Origin of the sequence: Streptomyces sp. NPDC048018 (assembly GCF_043202995.1) — a bacterium.
GTDB lineage: Bacteria > Actinomycetota > Actinomycetes > Streptomycetales > Streptomycetaceae > Streptomyces.
In genome coordinates, this window is sequence record NZ_JBIDBK010000003.1 from 596,900 (window position 1) to 618,140 (window position 21,241).

A 21,241-nucleotide genomic window follows, 5' to 3' on the forward strand; every position below is an offset into this window, starting at 1 on the left:
CACCAGCGGTGTCCTGCTACCAACGATAGATCTGCGGCGAGCCGTAGTTGTGCACGCCGGCCCTGGTCAGCGGGAAGTAGGCGATCTCGCCGGTCGACTGGTTCACCATGATCCTGATCTGGTTGCCCGGTCGACGGTTCCAGTAGATCGGCGAGCCGACCCAGGAACCCCAGAACCGCCGCTGACGGTCGTTGAGATCCCCGCCGTTGAACGTATCGGTGCCACCGCCGGGGTTGGACCGGGGACGCATGTTCGGGTTGGCGCGGTAGGCCCGCACCAGCTCGTGCGTCTCCGGGTGGACGGCGTAGAAGTCGGCCGCGTCCTGACGACGCCGCTCCACCTCCGCGTTCGAGGAGTGGTCCTCCGGCGTCCATTCGCTGGTCGCCTTGCCCTCGACCTGGTCGTCCCCGTCCGTCGGACAGGAGTCGTTGTGAACGAGGAGCGGGGTCGCACCCGCCAGCGCGTAGTACGTGTGGAGTGCGCTGACGGTGAGGTTGTGGACGGTCGCCGCGGGAGCGGTCCAGCGCCGTACGGACGTGATCTGGACGTACGTGCCGGAGCTGGTCTGGAGCCACTCGCCCGAGGTGAGGTCGGTGGCCTTGATCCATGCGCCGAGCTCGGGAACCCAGACCGGGTGGCCGTCGGTCGCCGTGATCCGGGCCGTCTTGGCACCGGCCTTGCCGTCGGTGTCAAGCGTGACGGTGACGAGGTGCTTGAGGCCCTGGCCCTTGATCTCGGCCGTGACCGTCTCGACGCGGGTCTCCCCGCTCTCCGGGTCGGTCGCGATGACCTTGTCGCCGGTCCTGACCTGCTCGATCGGCTTGGTGGAACCGTCGGCCATCAGGACCTTGGTGCCGGGCACGAAGCTGTTGCAGCCGGCCTTGCCGGAGCCACCGCTGCCGCTGGATCCGGCGTTGTTCCGCGAGGAACCGCCGGAAGAGCCACCGGGCTTGCTGGTGTTGACCTTGCCGCCGGAACCCTTGCCGCCGCCGGAGCCCTTGTTCTTGGGCTGCGAGGACACCTTCGGGGCCGCCTTGGCCTGGGCCTTCTTCTGGACCGGGTTACCGGTCTTCCGCTTCGCCGCGGCTGCCGCGTCGGCCTTTCTCTTGGCCTCTTCCGCCGCCTTCTTCTTGGCTCGTTGCGCTGCTTCCTTCTTGGCCTTCTCGATCGCCAGCTTCTTGGCTCTCAAGGCCGCTTCTTCGGCGGCCTTGGCCGCCTTGAGAACGGCTTCGGCGGCCTTCTTGGCGGCCTTGAACGCCTGGATGGCGTCGATGGTGCGGTTGATGGCCTTCAGGACCGACGGGATCTTGCCCAGCTTCGTCCACGGAATGGCGTCCAGGATGATGCTGCCGCACGACCACATGTCACCGCCGAAGCAGGCCATGGCGTCGTTGATGCCGATGAAGTCCTTCAGCGTCTCCCACGCGACCGCGAGGATGACGGAGGTGAGGGACTTGCCCTGCATCGCCTCGGCCTGAGCGACCTGCGCCGCCGACAGACCCGCGCCCGCGAGGGCCGCGGCCCGCTCGGAAGCGGTCAGGACGATCGACAGACCCGTCGGGTCCGCATAGGTGACCGGGTTGTTGTGGGCGTAGACGTACCCGTTCGCCTGCTGCGGGTCGTTCAGGTCCATCAGCGGGTCGGCGGAGAGGAAGCGTCCGACCTGAGGGTCGTAGAGACGGGCGCCCAGCGGCTGGAAGCCTGAGGCGTCGTCCCGGTCCTTGCCGAGGAAACCCTTGTGGTTCTGGATGTTCTGACCCGCCGTGTCGGCGCCGCGCTGGTTGCCGAACGGGTCCTGCTTGCGCACCCGCACCGGCATACCGGAGTAGAGACCGACCTCGGTGTAGGCGCTGTCCTGGTGGTCCGTGGTCTGAGCGACGAGGGTCTCGGCGCCCGTTCCGTTGGCGTAGCGCATGACCGCTCCGCCCGGCACCGAGTAGGTGCGCTCGGTGCGCACCACGATGCCGCCGGCCTGGACGGTGAGGGTGGCATCGCCCAGGTCGAGCGTGGCCTGCTTGCCCTGGACGGTCAGCAGACGCTCGCCGTCCGGCCCGTAGATGTGACGGGTGTCGTTCTGCGGCAGCCACTGCTGGGCGGCCTGAGCCGCGTCACAGGTGGCCAGAACGAGGGGTGTGGTGTTGACATTCGCCGCGCCCTGCACCGCGAGGCACAGGCCGGAGGCGACGTGCGTCAGCTGGCCCGACGCGTTCCGCTTCAGCTGCTGGGCCGTGGAACCGTTGCACTTCTGCAGCTGCGCCGCCGAACCCGCCGTGTTCGCCGCGGGCTGGACGCACCAGGTGTCGTACACCTCGAGCGTGCCGAGGTTGGCGTCGGCCTGGCCGGGGGCCGGGTCGAAGTGCCACGCCTGCGCGACCGTGCCGTTGCACTGGTAGAGCTGGATGGCGTTCCCCGCGGCCGCGAGACCCGACTTCAGGTCGATGCACTTCTGGCCGAGACCCACGTACGGGGTCTTGCCGTTCGAGCCCTGACCGGTGATTCGGTCGACCTTGCCGTCGTAGGTCCAGCTCAGGTCCTGCTTGTCACCGTTCTGAAGAGAGGTGACCGACTTGGTCTCACCGGTCAGCTCGTACAGCCGCTCCGCTTCGGCCGTCACCTGAGCGCCGGCCGGAGTGGTGTACTGCTTCGTCACCTTGGTCAGCGTGTGCGGCTGGTCCTTGGCGGCACCCTTGCCGTAGGCGTAGGTGCTGGTGGCGTCCTTGGCGGTGTTGCCGGACAGGTCCTTCTCGGTCAGCTTGGTGCGGTTGCCGAGGAGGTCGTACTCGTACTCCTGCCAGTAGCCGGAGTTGTCCTTGCCGGACGCCACGTTGAGCGTGCCGTCGGTGTTCTTCGGGGTGGTGCAGTTCGCCTGGTCCTTGGAGGTCCAGGCCGACTTCAGCTGACCCAGCGGGTCATAGGCGAAGCACTGGCGCTCCTCGATCCCGACGGACTTCTCCTGGATCGAGGTGACGTTGCCGGCCGGGTCGTAGCTGTACGCCCGGTTCGACACCAGGTTGCCGCTGACCAGGGAGGCGTCGTTCTTCTCCCGGTAGACCGACTGCTCCTTGAGCTCACCGGTGCCCTCGTCGTACGAGTTCTGCGCCCACACGCGATACGGCTGCGCGCCGAGCGTGGAACGGAGCATCTGGCCGTACGGAGAGTAGACGGTCTCGGAGCCGTACCAGTCCTTGCCCGACAGGGACAGCGGCTTGCCGTCCTTGTTGTAGCGGACGACCAGCTTCTCGGCGGCGAAGTTGCCGATCGCCGGGAGGGTGGTCTCCTCCAGAGCTCCGGTGTCGGAGAAGGAGGAGCTGGAGGTGTAGTCCTTGGCGAAGCCCCACGTGTCGACGAGCGACTGCGGCAGCGACAGGGTGGTCGAGGTCGGCTGGTAGTCCTTCGAGTAGCCGTTGACCTTCTGGGTGTACGCCAGGCCGTCCGTGTAGCGGGTCGCCGTGGCCGGCATCCCCTTGCCGCCCGGAGCGGTGTCGTACGTGAACTCCGACAGGAGCGTGCCGTTGGCGTCGTTCAGGCGCTGCTGGGTCGGCCGCGACAGGACGTCGTAGCCGCTCCAGACCTTGACGCCGCGGGCGTTGGTGAGCGTCAGCAGACGTCCCCGCGCGTCGTACTCGTTGCGGGTCGTGCCCGCGTCCGGGTCGGTCGAGGTGAGGACGCGGCCGTTGTTGTCGTACGTCCACGACCACGGGTGCGCGGTGTCGGCCGAGGCCGTCGCCTTCACCAGCCGGCCGCGGGTGTCGAACTCGTAGCGCGTCGACGTGAAGCCGTCGGGCGCCGCCGGGTTGAAGGTGTCCGTACGGGTGGTGCGGCCGGTGGCGTCGGTCCAGACCCGGTAGGACGAGTCGCCCTCGGGGTTGACGATCTTCGACCAGTCCTGGCCGTACTCGTACTTCGTGGCCCGCTCCGGGAACGCCTTGGAGGACGCCTCCTTGGTGACCGGGTCCACGTACTTCATGTACGGGGTCTCCTGGAGCACACGGCCCAGACCGTCGTACGTGTAGCGCGTGATGTTGGGGATCGCGGTGTCGGCGAGCGGGGTGAACAGCTCGCCGGGCTTCGCCTCCTTGGTCAGGTAGGCGTTGTTGGTCTGCCAGACCTCACCGGAGCTGTTGTGCAGCGTGTCGGTGACGAGCCAGCCGGCGTCGTTGTCGGCCTCTTCGAGGGACTGACGCTCACGGCCGAGGCCGTCGTACAGCGTCACCGAGGTCTCGACCCGGTCGTCGTAGCCACGCGAGTAGGTCGTGACGTAAGGGGGCTTGCGGAGTTCGCGGGTCGGGTCGTCCGGGTCGGTCTCCGGCTTCGGGATCGTGTACTCGGCCCTGAAGTCCGGAACGGCGCCCGCCGCCGGCACGCGGCCCGGGGCCCACGCCTCGGCGAGCCGGCCCAGCGGGTCGAACTTCGCCTCGCTGACGTTGCCGTTGGTGTCGGACGACTTGACCGTGGTGGCGCGGCCCGGCTCCAGCTCCATCGTCTGGGTGTGGCCCAGCGGGTTGGTCTGGGTGACCTTGAAGACCTGGCCGGAGGGCGGGTCGAACGTGGTCGAGGTGGACTTGCCATCCTGGTCCGTCACGCTGGTCACACGGCCGACGGCGTCGAAGCCGGTGGTGCCACCGCTCTGGAAGTTGTCGCCCGCGGCGTTGATCGACCAGGTCTGGGTCGCGAGACCACGGCTGTCGGCACCGATCGCGGTGCCGTAGGCGGTGCCGTCGTACGACGTGCGGACGCCGCCGCTGAGCGTCTTCAGATCGGCCCAGTTCGCCTGCGCGCACGTGGTCGGAGAGGCCAGGACCTGCTTGGACAGACCGATGAGGTTCTTGGTGGTCTGGTGCAGGTACTCGGACTTGATGCAGGACTCGTCCCCGGTCTTGCCGGTGTCGCCCAGCGACTCCACCAGGACGGGCAGTCCGTAGGTCGGCTCGTACGTGGTGAAGGTCTTCACCGTGCGCAGCGTGCGGGGGTCGTCGGTGTTCGTACCCGACGACTTCGTGTACGCGACCTCCTCGGGCTCCGTCACCCGCCACGCCTTCAGCGGGTCCAGGCCGTCGTCGCGGTTGCGCCGGGCCAGCTCGGTGGCCTCGGGGATGGTGATGCTCCGGGTCAGCCAGTCGGTGTCGGCGTCCGTCGCGTTGGTGTAGCTGAGTTCCTCGGAGACGCGACCCGCGAAGGCCTCGCGGTCGTAGACCGTGGAGCCGTCCGAGGTCTTGATGACGTTGCCGTGGACGTCCTTGACCGGGACGGTGTCGCCCATGCCGCGGAAGTAGCGGGTGACGGCCTTGGACTGCCTGCTGCCGATCGCCGGGTCGTCGACACCGGTGATGACGGTGGTCTGCTCGGCACCCGCGAACTGCGAGTACGTCCGGGTCGACTTCTTGGTGAACTCGGCGTCGGCGAACTTCCAGGCCGGGTTCTTGTACTCGTACGCCGTCTTCGTCGCGTACGCGCCGTCGACGTTCGGGAGTTCCTCGATGGACTCCACCACGTACTTGTGGAACCAGTCGATGTCCTCGACCTCGGGGTCCGGGTTCCAGAACGACGGGTAGCAGAGCTCGGAGTTGGCCTTCAGACCGGCCGTGTCCGTCTTGATCGGGAGGCCGGCGCCGGAGAGGCACTTGCCGGTGATCGGCTTGTACGTGACGACGGTCTCGCCGCCGTACTCGTTGATGACACGCGCGATGCGGAGCCGGGAGAAGCCCGGGCGCTGCGGGTTGACCGCCTTCACGCGGTTCGGCATGTCCTCGGAGTTGGACTCGAACCGGACCGGGTTCAGGGACACGCTCGCGTCGGTGGAGCCGTTGCGGGCGTAGCCGGTGCGCTGGATCGACTCCAGCCACAGGGCGGTGTTCGGACCGGTCTTCAGCTCGGCGAAGGACTGCTTGAGCTGGTACTCGTCGACGACCTGGCGGGCCGTGGTGTCGGTGCGACGCTGGGCCGAGGTCGTGATCTTGTCGAGGCGCTTGCGGGTCCAGAAGGACGGGCCCGCGTTCCAGCACTTCTTCTTGGCCTCGCAGCGCAGGTCGGCCGGGGTGTCGAACCAGGGCCGGTACTGGCCGGGGTCCTTCGACTTGAAGTTGTCGTCGGTGCAGGTGACCGAGCCGACGGTGTAGCAGCGCTCCGCGACGGTGAAGCCGACGCGGGCCGGGGCCGTGGCGCTGAAGATGCTGTCCTTGCGCTGGCCGTAGTAGATGTGCGACAGGTAGCCGTCGCGGTCGTAGACGACCGGGTCCTTGAAGTTGAAGTTCCGGGCGTAGTAGTTCTGGTCCTTCTTCCACCACAGCGACATGGCGTTGCCGTGGATGTCCTCGACGTAGTCGAGGCCCCAGCGCCAGCCCTGGGTGCAGAAGGAGTTCTTCCAGTCGTTGGTGGTCGAGCCCTTGTAGCAGTCCTCGCCCGGGTGGTTGCCGTAGACCGGGACCGTCAGGACGGAGTCGGTGGTCGGGTCGTCGGCGGCGGTGCCGTTGTCGGACCAGTTCGGCAGCTTGTTCAGGCCGAAGTGGTAGCGGGTGCCGTCCTTGGTGGTGACGACCCAGTACTCACCGTCCTTGGCACCGTTACCGGTGGCCTGGCCGGTGATCCGCTCGATCTTCGAACCGTCGCCGTTGGCGGTGAACCACTTGTTCTTCGACGCGTCCCACACCAGCTCGGTGGTCGTGCCGCCGAGGGAGAGAGTGGCGTTGTCCGAGCCCCAGCACAGGTCCGCCGTCTTGTGCGTGGAGTTGTTGGAGCCCGGCTTCTTGGAGTCCTGACGGCAGTTGACGTACGTACGCGTGATGGAGCCCGCGTTGTAGTCCCAGCCGTCACCGATCCACGAAGCCTGGTTGTTCGACGACGAGGTACGGCCGTCGACCGACTGCGAGGAGTAGGACAGGTTGACCTTCGGCATCAGACCGCCGGCGGTCTCCGGGGTCTGCACCTGGTACGAGTACGTGAACGCACCGGACGAGGAGCCCGAGGACCAGGAGCCGGAGGAGAGCAGCGGCGAGGCCGTGAAGTCGCCCTGCACCGAGGAGCCGGTGTCGAGCATGCCGACCGCGGAGCCGCCGGCCGCGTTCGCGACCGGCTGGACGCCGTCACGGTAGGACGCCTTGGTCGCGCCGGACTGGGCGGTGAAGCCCTCGCCGAGCAGGCTGGAGACCGGGACGGTGCCCGTGACGACCTTGCGGGTCGGGGAGTTCTTCGCCGCGGTGGTCTTGGTCGGCGCGTCCTTCGCCGGGACCGTCTCGACGGTGGAGCTCAGACGCTCGACCTTGGCCGTGTCGTCCTTGCCGGACATCGTCGTCGCGCCGGCGTCGTCGGCGCAGTCGCCCGTGGTCGGCGACGAGTAGACGCACTCCGGCAGCAGCACCAGGCCGAAGCGGTCGGCTGCCTGCGGCCCGTAGAGGTCGGCGAAGCCCGTCGTGTCGACGGTCAGCGCGACCTCGGCGGCCGGGTCGGCCGTCGCCGGCGGGGTCACCTTCATGACCAGACCGGACACACCCGCGTCCTGCGAGGTGGTCGGCGGCGCGAGGTCGACCTTCCAGTCACCGGCGACCGTCGCCGGGTCGGCCCCCTCGGGCACACCGAGAGCGATCGGCAGACCGTTGGTGACCGGGACCGTGGTGCCCGGCGTGGTGGTCGCCGACAGCGTCGCGTTACCGGTACCCGACGTCCACGCGACGGTGGCCTTCGGGTCGTAGTTGTCGACCGGCACCTCGGGCGCCGTCGTCAGCGTTTTCTGCGCCTCGGCATCCCCGTCGAGCTCCGTGCTCTTCGGGATGTCGGGCAGGTCGACCGTGGTGGTCGACTCCTCACGGTTCATGCCCGGGCCGGGGATGGCCAGAGCCTGCCCGCCCAGGCTCGTCACCGTCAGCGTCGAGGACAACAAAAGGACGGTCGCCACGCGGCTTCGCCGCCGGCGCCGTCGTTGTGACTCCGTCGTGGCTGGGCGTCCCCGCCCCAGCCATGACAGCGGACCTGAAGCACGCATGCGCGTCGACTCCCACCCTGGCAATTCAGACATCGTGTGAGGTGCGGAAACACCAAAAAGCACACGCCTGGATCAGGCGCGTGCGTGCGTACTGTGTTTCATGGGCGGCACAAAGGGCAAGATGGTCGGTTTTCGGTTGCGCACATGCGAAGTGAAGTGGATCACGCCCCAGTTCACCGCAGACGGTCTCCGGTGCTGATCTTTGCCCTACTTCGACCAAACGGGACATCAACGGCTCTCAAGTATCCCAAATCACCGCAATGAGGCACCGCGTGACGAGAAGTCAAGCCCTTCTCTACAGCGAGTAACGGTCTTATAAAATTCTCATGTGTGGACGCCCTGTGAGGGCTGTGTGATCGTGTGTCCGCTCTCTGCCCCGCGGCCTGCCGTCTGGGGCTGGTTGTGCTGTCCTCCATCCATCTGGTTCACACGGGAGTAGACCGCCGTGTCCGCGCCGCCTTATCTCAGCCCCTTCGTGCGCACGCGCACGCGGCTGTCCTTGACCATCGGCCTCGTACTGGCCGCCCTCACCGCTGCCCTCCTGCCCTGGTGGCAGCCCGACTCCGCGCCCGTGACGGCCGGTGGCAAGGCCACCGAAGCCAAGCAGGCCTCCACTGGTCCGAAGGACGAGGCCGCTGCACGGGCCGAGGCCGTTCGCAGTGGCAAGAAGGTCCTCATCGACACGGCCACCACGGCCACCTCGCTGACGTGGGCCCTGCCCAACGGGCAGATGCGTTCGCAGATGCACGCGCTTCCGCAGCGGGCGAAGAACGCCGCCGGCACGTGGGCACCCATCGACAACAAGCTCACCCGCTCCGGCAAGGCACCCCGCGGGCTCGGCATCACGCCCGTGAACGCGGCCCTTCCGGTCCGCTTCGCCGGCGGGACCAAGCAGGCGTCGCGTGCGGACCGTTCGTTCGCACGCGCCGAGACGCCCGGGCAGTCGCTGCTGGCCGAGGTCGAGTTCGGCGGCCACACCATCGCGTACACCTGGCCCGGCGTCCTGCCCGAGCCGGTCCTCGACGGCCCGCGTGCCCTCTACCCGGAGGTCCTGCCGGGCGTCGACCTGCTGCTCGTCGCGCGTGAGGAGGGCGGCTTCGCCCAGGTCCTCATCGTGAAGACGCCGGAAGCGGCGAAGCAGGAGGCACTCAAGGCCGTCTCGTACGGGCTGCGCTCCGCCACCGCGACCTTCCGGCACGACACCAAGGCCAACCGCGTCCTGGTTCTCGACAAGGCTGGCAAGGAGATCGGGTCCATCCCGACCCCGTTCGCCTGGGACTCCAGCGGCCGTGACCCCGAGCTGCCCGAAGGCACCGTCGCCCGCACGGCGACCGCGACGTCGGCCGACGTGCTCAAGCTGTCGGGTCTGACCGGCATCGAGCCGGGCGCCAAGTCCGCCCAGCTGCCCGTCGAGCTGGAGGGGGACAAGACCGGGACCGCCCGTCTCGCGCTGAACGTCGCCGCGACCAAGCTGCTCGACGACAAGAACGTGAAGTTCCCCGTGTTCGTCGACCCGACCATGAACTCGGGCTGGCAGGCGTGGACGACGGCGTACCGCCCGTACCCGAACTCCAGCTTCTACAACGGCACCAACTTCTCCTCCGGCACCTCCGACGCCCGCGTGGGCTACGAGTCGGACACCGGCGGTCTGGGCCGTTCGTTCTGGCGCATGGGCTTCGACCCCAAGATGAAGGGCGCCACCGTCACCTCGGCGGCCTTCAAGGTCCTCAACAACCACTCCTGGTCCTGCACCAGCCGTGAGTTCAAGTTCTACTTCACCGGGGCGATCTCCTCGGGTACGACGTGGAACGCGCAGCCGTCCTGGACGACGCACCTGCAGTCGAAGTCCTTCGCGCACGGCTGGTCGACGTCCTGCCCGGACGACTACGAGACGTTCAACAACTCGGCCGTCGTCGCCGCGGCGCAGCAGGCCGCCACCGGCGGCTGGTCGAACATCACGTTCGGCATGCGCGCGACCAGCGAGTCCGACACGCAGACCTGGCGCAAGTTCCGCGCGACGTCGGCGACGTTCGAGGTGGACTTCAACACCCCGCCGAACGAGCCGACCAGCGGCACCTCCACCCCGGGTGGTGCCTGCGTGCTCGGTCCGGGGGCCGGCGTCACGGTCGGCAAGACCAACATCGTCCTGAAGGCCTACGCCTCGGACAACGACGGCAACCTCACCGGCCTGCGCTTCAAGTTCTGGAAGGCCGGCGCCGCCGTCCCGGCCGGCACGCTGGTCACCCCGAGCGGCGGCTGGGCGTCCACGACGATCCCGGCGACCTCACTCGAGGACAAGGCCACCTACTACTGGGCCGTGCGGGCGGAGGACGGGGCCGGCGCCGTCTCCTCGTACTTCCCGCCCAACACCACGGAGAACTGCGCCCTCAACGTGGACGGTTCGGCCCCGCCGCCGCCGACCGTGGACGAGGACACCACCCCCTTCAAGCGCGCCACCTCCGACGGCGCGACCTGGGCGAGCGTGAAGTTCGGCGGCACCGGCAACATGACCATCACCTCCCCCGGCGCGGCGAAGTTCCGCTGGGGCTGGGAGGGCATGGTGTACGCCGACGTCACCGCGGTGAACGGCTCCTACACCCTCACGGGTCTCAAGCCGCCGCACGCCGGCCCGAACTGGATGCACCTGTTCGCGCTGGACGCCACCGGAAACGTCAGTGCCCGCACCGACTACGCCACCTACATCCCGCCGCGCGACTCCGCGGACGGTCCGGGTGACGTCGGCGGCGACGGCATCGCCGACCTGATGATCATCGACGCCAACGGCAACCTGTTCTCCTACCCGGGATCCCCCGGCGGTGAGCTCTACGGCGGCCTCACCGGCTCCTACACCATGGGCGCCGACGGCAAGGCGGTGCTCGCGCCGAAGACCCCGTGGTGGAACGCCACGACCGGCAAGGCGGCGCTGATCTCCCACTACGCCGACGTCTACCCCGGCGACGGCACGACCGACCTGTTCGCGGTCGACCCCGACGGCACGTTCTACCTCTACCCGGGCGACGGCTACGGCACCTTCAACGTCGACGACCGCCTCAAGATCCGCCTTCCGGCCAACACCCCGGCCCCCAGCACCTGGGTGTCGATGAAGGCGATCGGCGACATCACCGGCGACAAGCTCACCGACGTCGCCGTCAAGGTCGGCACCCAGTTCTGGCTGCTCTCCGGCTACACCGGAGCCACCTTCCAGACCGCCACCCTCATGGAGGGCACCGCCTGGGGCCCCCGCGAGATCGTCAACATCGCCGACATCGACCTGGACGGAGCGCAGGACCTGCTCTGGCGCAGCCTCGACTCCGGCACCATCTACATCCGCCACGGCAAGCCCGGCCCGGTGGCCGGCAGCGTCGACATCGAGTCGCTGAAGCTCGCCGCCAACTCCCGTCAGGGCGCCGACACCACGTACGGGTCCAACTGGACGACGACCAACATCTCCGCGATCGTCGCCATCCCCGACGTCAACGGCGACCGGATTCCCGACCTGTGGGTCCGCTACGCCGACACCGGCAACATCAAGGTCTACTACCCGTCCGCCACCAACACGAACGCCGCCGTCAAGACGGTGCTCGCGGTGGACTGGCGCGGTATCAAGTCCTTCGGGTGACCGTTCCCGGTCGCGTTGCACACGAGTGAGCCCCCGGCGCCGCGAGGCGCCGGGGGCTCACCCCTTTCCCGCCACGCGGTCCACCCGGGCGGTCCGCGCTCCCCGCCTCAGCCCACGTCGAGCGCGTTGCGCAGGCCCAGGCGGTAGCGCAGGCGGTCGTGGCGTTTGAGGCCTTCCAGTTCCGGGGCCCGGAAGAGGGGCTGGACGGTGCAGCGCGCGGCGGGTGAGCCCGTCCGGTCGAGGAGGGCGTTCACGGCCTGGCGGGCGGAGGCGTTGGCGCCCTCCATCGTGGCCAGGTCGATGTCGACGGCCACGTAGTCCCCGGCGAGGAAGAGGTTGGGAATCCTGGTGGCGGCCTTCGGGCGGTTGTGGAACGTGCCGACCGGGTGGACGAGGAGCTGGTCCTCGTTGGTCGGGTTCGGGGTGCCGAGGCCGTCGACGCCCGGATCGAGGAACCAGGAGTGCAGCGCGCTGTCCTTCAGAACGGTGAGGCCCGTGTCGTTGAACGCGGCCTTCAGCTGCGCCCACACCTCCCGGGCGACCTCGGTGCGGGTGCACTGCTTGGCCGTCCTGCCGTAGAGGATGCCGGGCCGGTCCCATTCGGAGATGTCCACGGAGAGACAGTCGACGGCGGCGCCGTCGCCGTAGTCGGCGGGGAAGTCGCGGGCCTGCCAGTGACGCGCCTGCTGAATCGCCGTCAGGGACCAGGGCGAGTCGATGCAGTTGGCGTGTCCGTCGAGCAGCGGCGCGGGTTCGGTGAGATAGAACTGGATGCCGGTCATCCAGTCCGTCTCCAGCCGGTCGCACCGGGCCAGTTGCGGGTCCGCCGCCCGCAGCGCCGCGCCCCAGGTCCGCCGGGCGTGCTCGACCGGCATGGCGGAGACGTAGTGGTCGGCGGTCACCGAACGGCGGACCCCCTGCGGATCCTCGACGACGACCGCGCCGATCCGCCCCGAGGCGGAGTCGTAGGCGAGCTCCCGCACCGTCCAGCCGATCCTGAACTCCACACCGAGGCCGGTCAGATGGGCCGCCCAGGGATCGATCCAGGCCTCGTTGGTGGGCAGGTTCAGGATCCGGTCGAGGGGGCCGTCGGCGCCCCGCCCCAGGGCGTTGAAGGCGAAGGCCTCCAGGAGGGTGGCGACGGTACGGGTGCTGGCCTCCTCCGCCTTCGTCGCGACGATGTTGCGGGTCAGTCCGACGGCCAGAATGCGCTGGTAGTCGTAGCTCATCCGCTCGGCCCTCAGGAACTCCCACCAGGGCGTCCGCTCCCACGTGTCGTCGCGGCGCTCGTCGCAGCTGGTGAGGAAGACGAGGAAGCGGTCGACGAAGTAGGCGGCCTCGTGGAGCGGGATGGAGCGGGCGGTGTCGAGGAGGGCGGTCACGGCGCGGCGGATCTCTTCGAGGGTGAGCGCGGCGGCCCGGTGCCCCGGCCAGGGGAGCGGGATGCGCAGGTCCTCGCGGCCGGTGCGGGCGAAGGACATCTCGGCCGGGGCGACGAGGTTGTCCCAGACGCCGTTGGCGTTCCCGGGGAAGGGGATGCGCCGCATCGTGTCGGGGAGGTTGTGGTAGATGCCGGGGATGAACCGGAAGCCGTGCTCGGCGGGGAGCGGGCGCCGGCCGCCGCGCGCGCTGTCCGGTACGTCCATGGAGCGGGCCTTGCCGCCCAGGGCCCGGCGCTCGTAGACGGTGACGTGGAAGCCGCGTTCCGCCAGTTCGTGGGCGGCGGTCAGGCCCGCCACCCCGCCGCCGAGCACGGCCACCGACGGTGCCGCGGACGGCTCCGCGGCGACGGCCGGCGCGGCGCCGAGGGCGACCGACCCGATGGCGAGCGCTCCGGTCGTGGCGGCCGCGCCCGCCACGAAGGTGCGCCGTGAACTGCCCGTACGGTCCATGCCCCAACCCCTTTACCGACGGTAACCCGATGTCCGACGCAGGAGCATAGGGCCGCCCCCCGGATCCGGGAAGGTGAGTGCGGGCCCCCGTCGCACATGGCGCGATCCCGTCCCCGGGCCTCTCCCGTCCGGAACGGTCGCCGGGCGGGGGACGGTCCGCGGTGGAAGGCTGAAGGCGCACCGGATCCGCGAAAGGGAATGCGACATGATCACCACGGACTTCGTGCCCGGCTCTCCGTGCTGGCTCGACCTCGGCGCCCCCGACGTCCCGGCCGCCGCGGCCTTCTACGGCGGCGTCTTCGGCTGGGAGTACGAACCGATGGGCGAAGGCGAGGCCGCGGACGGCGGCATGTTCCGGAAGGACGGCCAGGTCGTCGCCGGGCTCGGCAGGCTCACCGAGGAGGGTGCCCGCTCCGCCTGGATGATCTACTACAGCGTCCCCGACGCGGACGCCACGACACGGGCGGTCGAGCGCGCCGGCGGTACGGTGCGGGTGGCGCCGAGGGACTACGGCGAGGTCGGTCGGACGGCCCAGTACAGCGACCCGCTGGGGGGACAGTTCGCCGTCTGGCAGCCGGGTACCGTCAAGGGCGCGGAGCGGGTGGACGAGCCCGGTTCCCTGTTCTGGACCGAGCTCTACACCCCCGACGCCGCGGCGGCCAAGCGGTTCTACGGCGATGTCCTCGGCTGGTGGTTCAGCGACATGGAACTGCCGGGCGGCGGGGGCACGTACTCCCTCGTCACCCCGGCCGGACAGCCCGAGGAACGCATGCACGGCGGGCTCATGGAGATGCCCGCGGAGAACCTCGCCCTGGCGCAGGGGCGCCCCTACTGGCACCCGGTGTTCCACGTCGAGGACTGCGACGCCGCGGTCGCCCGGGCGACCGCGCACGGCGGCAGCGTGCAGATGGGGCCGGAGGACGCCGAGGGCGTCGGCCGGCTCGCCGTGTGCCTGGACCCGTCGAACGCGGATTTCGTGGTCCTCACGCCGAGCCGCGGCTGAGCCGGCCGCGGCATCCCGCCGCCTCGGGAGCGGGGGGGGCACGCCGGCGGACCACCGAGCGGGGCCGGGCCGCCGGACACCACGCGGCACACCAGCCGACCGCCCGCCCGCGACACCAGGCGCCGGCACCCGTCCGCGCACCGGCCGACCGCCCGGCGAACGGGGACCGGCTGGACCGGCTCCCTGCTCGCTTCCGCGCGGGGCGTCGTGGGCGGCCTGACGCCCCGACCGAGGTCCTGCCGCGCCCGGACCGAGGCCGGGCCGCGGCAGGACCTCGCGCGCGCCGCGCCCCGGTCGCGGCAGGACCCACGCGCGCTGCGCCCGGGCCTCGGGCACACGCCCGGTCCCGCCGGCGACCGGTCAGGCGACGCGCCTCAGCGGTGCCGCAGCGAGCCCGGCCACCAGACCGTGGGACCGATGTCCCGGACGAGGGCCGGGACCAGGAGCGACCGGACCACGAGGGTGTCGAGCAGGACGCCGAAGGCCACGATGAAGGCGATCTGGACCAGGAACGCCAGCGGGATGACGCCGAGCGCGGCGAAGGTGGCCGCGAGGACGACGCCGGCCGAGGTGATGACCCCGCCCGTGGCGACCAGCCCCCGGCGGACGCCCTCGCGCGTGCCGTGCAGCGCCGTCTCCTCACGCACCCGGGACATGAGGAAGATGTTGTAGTCGACACCGAGGGCGACCAGGAAGACGAATCCGTACAGGGGCACGGACGAGTCGGTGCCGGTGAATCCGAAGACGTGCTCGAACACCAGGGCGGAGACGCCCAGGGTGGCCAGGAAGTTGAGCCCGACGGTCGCCACCAGGAGCACGGGCAGCAGCAGCGAGCGCAGCAGTCCGACCAGGATCACCAGGATGATCACCAGCACGACGGGGACGATGAGCATCCGGTCACGTTCGGCGGTGACCTGGGTGTCGTACTGCTGGGCGGTGTAGCCGCCGACGACGGCATCGGCGTCCGGTACGGCGTGGAGGGCGGTGCGCAGCCGGGCGACGGTGTCCTTGGCGGCGTCGGAATCGGCGGCGTCCGCGAGGGTGACGTCGACCCGGACCCGCCCGTCCGCGACGAGCGGCCGTGCGCTGCCGGGGATGGCGAAGAGGGCCGCGGAGTCGACCCCGTCGACGTCCTCGGCGGCGGCGCGGACCTTCTCGGCGGCTTTGGCGTCGGTGATGACGACGGCGGGGTTGCCCGCGCCGCCGGGGAAGTGCTCGCTCAGGCGCGCCTGGGCGGCGACGGAGGGGGCGTCCTTGACGAAGATCTCGTCGAGCGGGACGCCCTTGGAGTCGAGCGTGAAGGAGAAGGCGGCGCAGGCGAGCAGGGCGGCGAGCGAGCCGGCCCACACCTTGCGCGGCGCACGGTCGACGAGGGCCGCGACCTTGCGCCAGACGGGATGGGCGTCGTCCCCGGTGGTCGCCTTGGGGCGGGCCGGCCAGTAGGCGGCCCGCCCGAGCAGGACCAGGGCGGCGGGCAGGAAGGTCACCGCGGCGAGGACGGCGCAGACGATGCCGATGGCGCCGACGGGGCCGAGGGCGCGGTTGTTGGTGAGGTCGCTGAGGAGGAGGGCGAGCAGCCCGAGCGCCACGGTGGCGGCGCTGGCCACGATCGGGCCGAAGGACTGCCGGAGCGCGGCGCGCATGGCCGGGAACCGGTCGCCGTCGCGTGCGCCGAGCTCCTCCCGGTAGCGGGCCGCGAGCAGCAGCGCGTAGTCGGTGGCGGCGCCGATGACGAGGATGGAGAGGATGCCCTGCACCTGGCCGTCGACCCGGACGATGTCGTGGTCGGCGAGCACGTAGACGACGGCGCAGGCCAGGCCGAGGGCGAACACCGCGCCGAGGATGATCAGGAGCGGGAGCAGGACGCTCCGGTACACCAGGAGCAGGATCACGAGGACGGTCACCAGGGCGACGACGAGGAGCAGCCCGTCGATGCCGGCGAAGGCGTCCTTGAGGTCCGCCTGGGTGGCGGCCGGGCCGCCCAGCCAGGCCACGGTTCCCGGCACGCCGGACGCCGCCGCCTCGACCCGCTCCAGTGTCGCGGGCAGCGCTTCGCCGAGGTCGGGACGGAGCTGGACGATGCCCCGCAGGGCCTCGCCGTCCTGGGAGGGGAAGGCCGGGGAGGGTGCGCCGACCACGCCCTCGACGCCCTTGAGGCTCGCCAGGGCCCGGGTGGCGGCGGCCTGCGCGGACGGTGCGAGCCGGCCGCCGCCCTCGGCGGTCCAGACGACGAGGGCGGGCAGCGTCTCTTCCTGGCGGAACGCGTCCTGGGCCTGCAGGACCTGGGTCGACTCCGCGCTGCGGGGCAGGAAGGCGGCCTGGTCGTTCGTCGCGACCTCGCCGAGCTTGCCGGCGTAGGGGCCGAGCCCGCCGCCGATGGCCAGCCAGACGACGAGCATCAGCAGCGGCAGCAGTCTGCTCGACCACCGCAGGGGTGCGGACATGGAAACTCCCCAAGCATCTCTCGACAGTCAACAATCTCAATGATCGAGATAAATTGAAGCACGTATCACCGGAAGCTCGGTCCCCCGGGGTGCGGAGGGACGTCGGTGCTCCCCTCGGTCATCCTGCCTTCCGCACGGCGGTACGGTGCGGATGCAGTCGGCGGGAAGAAGACGTGGCGCCCGGCGGCCGCTCAGCGACGGGGGACGCGCAACTCGGCGAGTTCGTCGTTCAGTGCGTCGAAGTAGCGCAGGACGACGCCGAGTTCGTCCTCCGTGAACCGGCCGCGCGCCCGGTCCGCCGCCTGGGCGAGGGGCATGAAGTAGGCCCGGGCCACCGACCTGGCGCCCGGGACGTAGTGGATGCGCACCACCCGCCGGTCGCCGTCCGCGCGGCTGCGCCGGATGTGACCGGCCTTCTCCAGACGGTCGAGACAGGCCGTCACGGCGCCCGAGGTCAGCCCGAGGTGCTCCCTGATCAGTCCCGGGGTGGCCGTGTCGGGGTTGTCGAGCACGAACGACAGGGCGTGGATGTCCGTGGGATGCAGTCCCTGCGTGACGGCGAAGCCGTGCACGAGCCGGTTCATCTCGCCGATCGTGCGGCGCAGAGCCACCCCGAACTTCTGCAGGTCGGCGCGGCTTTCGTCCGCCGCCCCCGCCTTCTCCGCATGCCCTTCACCCACGGCCCCAGCATAGGTGGAAGCCCGGAGAAAGACGGAATCGGCCGCGCTCCGGCCGCGGGCCGCCCGACCGCGGGCAGCCCGCCCGACCGCGGGCACCCCCCGCCCCCGCCTCGGACCGCCCGCAGCCCGGCCACCACCGGGCCACGGGCCCGGCCCCCCCACCGTCCCCTTCAGCCGCGCCCGACGGGTGCGGCGACGGGATGGACCGTAGGTTGAGGAGTGGAGCAGCCGGGGGCAGAAAGGGGTGCCTGCGGTGGCATCGCGGATCGATCACGAGGCGCTCTTCGCCGCCACGCCGAGCCCCTACCTGGTGCTGGGGCCGGACCTGGTGATCATCGACGTGAACCGGGCCTACCTGGAAGCCACCGGACGCACCCGGGAGGACCTGCTCGGCCGGCACGTCTTCAGCGCCTTCCCGGACAACCCCGCGGACCCCGGCGCCGACGGCGTGCAGAACCTCAACGCGTCGCTGCGACGGGTCCTGAGCAGCCGCAAGCAGGACACCATGGCCCTGCAGAAGTACGACATCCCCATCGCGGGGCAGCCGGGCGGCTTCGAGGAGCGCTGGTGGTCGCCGGTGAACACGCCCGTCCTCGGTCCGGACGGGCAGGTGGTCTACATCATCCACCGGGTCGAGGACTTCACCGCGTTCGTGAAGGCCCGCCAGGCCACCACCCCCGCGGGTCAGCCGGTGCACCCGCGGCCGAAGGGCACGGAGGCGCTGGAGGCCGAGCTGTACGTGCGGGCGCGGGAGCTGCAGCGGCTGAACGAGGAGCTGCGGCAGGCGCACACCCGTGAGCGCGAGGTCGCCGTGACCCTGCAGGAAGCGATGCTCCACGCTCCCGACCTGGCCCACCACGCCCACGACGTGGCCGTGCGCTATCTGCCCGCCACGGGCTCCCTGAACGTGTGCGGCGACTGGTACGACGTCGTCGACATCTCGTCCGACTGCATCGCCCTCGCCGTCGGCGACGTCATCGGTCACGGCCTCCAGGCCGCTGCCGTCATGGGCATGCTCCGCAGTGCCCTGTCCGCCGCCGTCCGCGCCCTGGAACGACCGGCCCAGGCCCTGGAGGTCCTCGGCCTGTACTCCCGCTCCGTGGAGGGGGCCCTCGGCACCACCGCGGCCCAGATCCTCGTCGACAGCCGGAGCCTCCTGATCACCTACAGCATCGCCGGCCATCCCCCGCCCGTGCTGGTGCGCCCGGGCCACGGCTGCGAGCTGCTCGACGGGGCCACCGACCCGCCCCTGGGCGCCCGCCCGCAACACGTGCCCCGGCCCCAGGCGAGCCTCTCCTACCGGCCCGGCGACACCCTCGTGCTGTACACCGACGGACTCATCGAGCGCCGGGGCGAGGACATCGACACGGGACTGCGCCGCCTGACCGATGTGATCATCGAGTGCGCACACCTCGGCACCGAGGAGTTCGCCGACGCGGTCCTGGAACGCCTCGGCGTCGTCGGCGGCGGCCGGGACGACATCGCCCTGGTCGTCGCACGGCTCTGATCAGGCGGTGTCCGTCCGCGCCGGGGGCTGCCGCACGGCGGGGGGCGGCGGGGCGGCAGCGGCGGACGCGATGACGATCACCTCGTCGGCGTCGCTCCACGTCCTGCCGTACGCCTTCGGTGGGTTGACGCGGACGCCGTAGTGCGGGTGCTCCCCCGCTCGCCGGGCCGAGCGGTAGCCGATCGCGCACGCGCCCTGGCGCGAGGCCGCCTCGGACACCGTGGCGAAGGAGGCGCGGCGCCCCGGCCGGACGAAGTCGCCGGCCGGGCGGAGGTCGATCGTGTGGCCGTCGGGGCGGAACAACTCCTCGAAGACGGCGGCGAGTCGGGGGTTCTGCGAGATCTGCGTCATGAGCAGGCCGATCAGTTTGCCGCTGACGACGAAGTCGGCGCCCGGGGCGACCGGGGCGATGAGCCGGTTGCGGTCGTCGACCATCTCCGTGATCACGGGCACCCGCACACCGGTGGCCCGCTCCCGGGCCCTGAGATGGAGCAGGGTGACGAGGGTGCGGTCGTCCGGGTCGTCCTGCCCGGGCCGGCGGTCCGGGCCGAGGACGATCACCCCGTGGTAGCCGGCCAGGTCGAGCGTTTCGACGCTCTCCCGGAGGGTGGGGTCGCCCGCCCGGTGGAGCACCGTCAAGCCGTCGCCCGCCGCCCGGTCGGCGGCACGCAGGGCCGCCACCGTGGCGGCCCTGCGTTCGGCCACCACGTCGAGGGCGGAGCCCGGCGGCGCCGACCGGGCGAGCTGCTCCACGATCCGGCCGGCCCTGCGGTTCCAGCCGAGCAGCAGGAGGCGCTCCGGGCTCCGCTTCCGTGGCGGAGGCGCGTCGGCGAGTGCCGTGGGGTCGTAGGGGACGGCGACCGGCTCCACGCGCGTCGACCCGGTGTCGCGGGCGATGACGACCAGGTGGTCGCCGTCGGCCAGCCGCAGGGTGGCGGGCGGGGCGAGGCGGAGCTCGCCGTTCGCGAGGGAGACGCCCACGGCGCTCGACACGGGGCAGGCCGCGGCCGCCTCCCTGAAGGTGCGGCCGGTCAGGGCCGGGTCCCGCACGGTGGAGAACTCGTCGCCCGCGAAGTCCAGGAGTTCCTGGTGGACGAGGGAGAGTCCGGGGTGACGGGCGCACTGCACGAGCAGGCGGGCGGAGACGTCGTCGACCTCCAGGACGGTGGCCCCGGTCCCGCCCGCGAGGCGGGCCGCGGCCAGGTAGCGGTCGTCGCGCACGGCGGCCACCACCGGCACCTCGCGCCCCTCGCCGACGACGGCGCGCAGCGCCAGCAGGGCCTTCACGACCTCGGCGTCCTCGTCGGGGGCGTCGCGGGGCAGGACCACGACCGCCGCCGCGGTGGCCGGGCTGACCCGGGCCAGCGCGGCCGGATCGGCGGGGCGGCCGCTGCGGAGCACCACACGCGTGCGGCCCGTGTCGCCGACGTCGGCCCGTAAGTCCTCCTGCATCTCGGCGGGATCGCGGTCCGCGAGGACCACCACGACCCCCGAACGGCGGACGGTGTTCGCGGCGACCAGTTCGGAGACGACCGTCGGCAACTGCTCGGACCAGCCGAGGATCACCGTGTGCCCGCTCTCCAGGACCGTGGAGTGGCCGCGGCGGAGGGCGATCAGGCGGTCGGTGATGCCCGCGGTGATGAGGCTGACCAGGGTGGACACGTAGAAGAGGGCCACGAGGGCGAGCAGGACGGACAGCACGACCCGCAGCGGCGGTCCCACCTCGCCGCCGAGCCGCATGGTCTGGCCGGTGCTGCGCCACACCGCGGCGATCTTCGACCCCATGGTGAGCGGTGCCTGCCGGTCGGTCCAGACGAGGGCCGCGCTGACGGGGATCACCACCGCCAGGCAGGCGAGGGCGAGCCAGCCGACGAGGGCGTACGTGCCGCGGGCCAGCGTGCTGTCGAACCAGTACCGGAAGCGGGCCTCGACGCCGCCGGGCCGGTCGCCCGGACGGTCACGGCGGTCGGGCGGCCGTGGGGCGGTCCGCCGGGGGCGGTCCGGCGTGGCGTTCCGCTGTCGGGGAACGCCCGTATCTCCTGCTGTGCGCACATCGGAAGCGTGCCGGGCGGCCGTGGGCGCCGGGGCTCCCTCGACGCGGATTCATCCCTTCGTGATCGT

8 protein-coding genes are annotated in these 21,241 nt (G+C 70.9%); 3 read left to right on the plus strand and 5 right to left on the minus strand.

Annotation, left to right across the window (positions count from 1 at the left end; genetic code table 11):
• Positions 1 to 16 precede the first annotated feature (16 nt).
• Positions 17 to 7,807: a ricin-type beta-trefoil lectin domain protein gene (locus ACGF1Z_RS13965; RefSeq protein WP_393004171.1), complete on the minus strand. Its 7,791-nt coding sequence runs from the start codon at positions 7,805 to 7,807 to the stop codon at positions 17 to 19.
• A 613-nt stretch (positions 7,808 to 8,420) separates the two neighbouring features.
• Between ACGF1Z_RS13965 and ACGF1Z_RS13970 the strand changes: the two genes are divergently transcribed.
• Positions 8,421 to 11,594 carry an FG-GAP repeat domain-containing protein gene (locus ACGF1Z_RS13970; protein ID WP_393003432.1) on the plus strand — a complete coding sequence of 1,058 codons (3,174 nt, stop codon included), beginning with the start codon at positions 8,421 to 8,423 and terminating at the stop codon, positions 11,592 to 11,594.
• Between the two features lie 107 nt (positions 11,595 to 11,701).
• Here the strand turns inward: ACGF1Z_RS13970 and ACGF1Z_RS13975 are convergent, their stop codons facing one another.
• Positions 11,702 to 13,486, minus strand: coding sequence for an FAD-dependent oxidoreductase (locus tag ACGF1Z_RS13975; protein WP_393003434.1), 1,785 nt, complete (start codon positions 13,484 to 13,486; stop codon positions 11,702 to 11,704).
• Between the two features lie 205 nt (positions 13,487 to 13,691).
• On the opposite strand from ACGF1Z_RS13975, the gene ACGF1Z_RS13980 reads away from it, so the two are divergent.
• Positions 13,692 to 14,489 carry a VOC family protein gene (locus ACGF1Z_RS13980; protein ID WP_393003436.1) on the plus strand — a complete coding sequence of 266 codons (798 nt, stop codon included), beginning with the start codon at positions 13,692 to 13,694 and terminating at the stop codon, positions 14,487 to 14,489.
• Between the two features lie 374 nt (positions 14,490 to 14,863).
• On the opposite strand, the gene ACGF1Z_RS13985 is transcribed toward ACGF1Z_RS13980, so the two are convergent.
• The gene (locus ACGF1Z_RS13985) at positions 14,864 to 16,933 is read right to left on the minus strand and encodes an MMPL family transporter (RefSeq protein ID WP_393003438.1); all 2,070 of its coding nucleotides are present in this window, start codon (positions 16,931 to 16,933) and stop codon (positions 14,864 to 14,866) included.
• A 191-nt stretch (positions 16,934 to 17,124) separates the two neighbouring features.
• Complete coding sequence (locus ACGF1Z_RS13990) at positions 17,125 to 17,613, minus strand: MarR family winged helix-turn-helix transcriptional regulator (protein WP_393003440.1); 489 nt, start codon at positions 17,611 to 17,613, stop codon at positions 17,125 to 17,127.
• 253 nt (positions 17,614 to 17,866) lie between these two features.
• Here ACGF1Z_RS13990 and ACGF1Z_RS13995 point away from each other — a divergent pair, with 253 nt between their 5' ends.
• Positions 17,867 to 19,120: a SpoIIE family protein phosphatase gene (locus tag ACGF1Z_RS13995; RefSeq protein WP_393003442.1), complete on the plus strand. Its 1,254-nt coding sequence runs from the start codon at positions 17,867 to 17,869 to the stop codon at positions 19,118 to 19,120.
• Here the strand turns inward: ACGF1Z_RS13995 and ACGF1Z_RS14000 are convergent, their stop codons facing one another.
• The gene (locus tag ACGF1Z_RS14000) at positions 19,121 to 21,172 is read right to left on the minus strand and encodes an NAD-binding lipoprotein (protein WP_393003444.1); all 2,052 of its coding nucleotides are present in this window, start codon (positions 21,170 to 21,172) and stop codon (positions 19,121 to 19,123) included. It lies immediately after the preceding gene.
• Between the last annotated feature and the right edge of the window lie 69 nt (positions 21,173 to 21,241).

Bases quoted from the DNA above. Each gene is read 5' to 3' on its own strand.
- ACGF1Z_RS13965 (WP_393004171.1), bottom strand. From the start codon at position 7,807: ATGAACCGTGAGGAGTCGACCACCACGGTCGACCTGCCCGACATCCCG.
- ACGF1Z_RS13980 (WP_393003436.1), top strand. From the start codon at position 13,692: ATGATCACCACGGACTTCGTGCCCGGCTCTCCGTGCTGGCTCGACCTC.
- ACGF1Z_RS13975 (WP_393003434.1), bottom strand. From the start codon at position 13,486: ATGGACCGTACGGGCAGTTCACGGCGCACCTTCGTGGCGGGCGCGGCC.
- ACGF1Z_RS13985 (WP_393003438.1), bottom strand. From the start codon at position 16,933: ATGTCCGCACCCCTGCGGTGGTCGAGCAGACTGCTGCCGCTGCTGATG.